The organism is Rubrivirga sp. (genome assembly GCF_049648075.1).
GTDB lineage: Bacteria > Bacteroidota > Rhodothermia > Rhodothermales > Rubricoccaceae > Rubrivirga.
This window is the reverse complement of record NZ_JBARYR010000135.1, coordinates 1-1,521: the sequence shown is the minus strand read 5'-3', so window position 1 is coordinate 1,521 and position 1,521 is coordinate 1. Positions and strand designations below refer to the sequence as shown.

5 protein-coding genes are annotated in these 1,521 nt (G+C 71.2%); all 5 read left to right on the top strand.

The annotated features are described in order from the left end of the window. Positions 1 to 290, top strand: a 290-nt coding sequence (locus WBA11_RS03870) for a hypothetical protein (protein ID WP_424519409.1), incomplete at its 5' end; no start/stop codon positions are given. A 3-nt stretch (positions 291 to 293) separates the two neighbouring features. Beyond that, on the top strand, positions 294 to 539 hold the full coding sequence (locus WBA11_RS03865) for a hypothetical protein (protein WP_424519408.1): 246 nt from the start codon (positions 294 to 296) through the stop codon (positions 537 to 539). A 4-nt stretch (positions 540 to 543) separates the two neighbouring features. Next, a complete protein-coding gene (locus tag WBA11_RS03860) occupies positions 544 to 762 on the top strand; it encodes a hypothetical protein (protein WP_424519407.1) in 219 nt (72 codons plus the stop codon). A gap of 3 nt (positions 763 to 765) precedes the next feature. After that, positions 766 to 987 carry a hypothetical protein gene (locus WBA11_RS03855; protein ID WP_424519406.1) on the top strand — a complete coding sequence of 74 codons (222 nt, stop codon included), beginning with the start codon at positions 766 to 768 and terminating at the stop codon, positions 985 to 987. Positions 988 to 1,011: 24 nt separating this feature from the next. After that, positions 1,012 to 1,413 carry a hypothetical protein gene (locus WBA11_RS03850; RefSeq protein ID WP_424519405.1) on the top strand — a complete coding sequence of 134 codons (402 nt, stop codon included), beginning with the start codon at positions 1,012 to 1,014 and terminating at the stop codon, positions 1,411 to 1,413. Positions 1,414 to 1,521 lie beyond the last annotated feature (108 nt).

Below are 1,521 nucleotides of genomic sequence, written 5' to 3'. Positions count from 1 at the left end.
TCGCCCGGCTCCACAAGCGGAACCGCCGGGCCACCGGCGACCTCGAGGGCGCTCGGAAGCGGCTCTGGCGCGCCCTCGAGATGGCCGAGGCGTGCATGATGGACGCGGCGGCCGAGAGCGACCGGACCGGCGTGCTCAAGGCCGTCCACGCGACGACGCAGGCCGCGTCCGCCTTCGCCAAGATCGTCGAGGTCGGCGAGCTCGAGGGCCGGCTCCTCGCGCTCGAGACCGCCCTCGATGCCCCCTCCACTTCCACCGCGTCCGGCCGCTACAGCGGCGCTTTCGCCTGACCCATGTCCCAATCGCTCCGCGCCCGCGTCTCCCGACTGGAGGGCACCACTTCAGGGGCTCCCAGCGTGTCCGCCGTGTTCTTCCTCGGCCGCGACGACGACGCCCGCGCCGCGTGGTGCTCTGAGGTCGAGGCCGCCGGGCTCCGACCGTTCCCCGTCGTCGTCGACGCCCCGCCCATCGGGCCGCTCGACGCCGGGTCCGAGATCGCCCCCGGTGTCACCGTCCTCTCGGCCCCTCCGATCCCGTAGTCCCATGTCCCGCTTCCGCTCCCGACTCGACAAGATCACGCCCGACGTGCCAGCCCCTTCGCCGCTAGGCCTCGCCGAACTCCGTGCTGAGCTCAAGGTGCTGTCCGACGACGAACTGCGCGCCCGGTACGACGAGCTCTCGCCGGCTCCTGGCTCTATGCCGTCGCTCAAGGGCCTCTCGACCTCCGAGTTGGCTTCTCTCTACCACCGCGTCACCTCCTGACCCATGCCCAGACCGTCCCTGCCTCGTATCTCTCGCGTTGAGGCCGAACTCCGACCCGACCGGCCGCGCCCTCCCCGTGGCGCGATCCTGACCGACGACGCCGCCCGCGCGTTCGACTCCTGGAGAGCCGGTCTGTCTCCAGATGCCGCCGCCCGGCTGGAGACGTTCACCGCGTCCGGTGGCATCGTTGCCGTCGACTTCCGCCCGCACGGGCTGGTGTCGTGAGCCCGGCTCATAAGACGACATAAGATGACTTTTGTTGACGCCCCCGCCTCGACCACAGGCCCCGAGATCACAGCGGACGAGGCATACCTCGCTCCGACGCTCGCCGCCGAGGCGCACCGGGCGGGCCGGTTCACGTTCACCGACTGGCACGGTCGGCGGATCGCCTACTACCTCACCGCCGGCGCGGCTCGCAACGGCGGCCTGTGGACGGCGTCGGTGTACGACGCCGGGGTCGGGACGGTCAACGTCTACGCCGGAGCGCACCGTCCCGGACGGAGGGCGATTCACCCGTCGGCGCTCTCGGTCGCCGGCCTCCTCCGCGTTTCGCTGGAGTTCGCGCGGCGGCTCGGGACGACGGAAGCGCAGCAGGCGACGAGCGAGACCTCGTCGGACGGCCGGTGCCCGACGTGTGGCCATGAGGGATGAGCTCGGCCCCGGATGACGAAAAATGTAGAGGCCGGAGCCCGCCCGACCTCCACCTCGACGCCCGCTCGGCCTAGGAAAAAGTAGGTTTTGAGCAGGAGCCCCGCCGGG

What these genes read in the sequence shown, in the direction of transcription:
- WBA11_RS03865 (WP_424519408.1), top strand. Translation starts at nt 294, where the DNA reads ATGTCCCAATCGCTCCGCGCCCGCGTCTCCCGACTGGAGGGCACCACT.
- WBA11_RS03860 (WP_424519407.1), top strand. Translation starts at nt 544, where the DNA reads ATGTCCCGCTTCCGCTCCCGACTCGACAAGATCACGCCCGACGTGCCA.
- WBA11_RS03855 (WP_424519406.1), top strand. Translation starts at nt 766, where the DNA reads ATGCCCAGACCGTCCCTGCCTCGTATCTCTCGCGTTGAGGCCGAACTC.
- WBA11_RS03850 (WP_424519405.1), top strand. Translation starts at nt 1,012, where the DNA reads ATGACTTTTGTTGACGCCCCCGCCTCGACCACAGGCCCCGAGATCACA.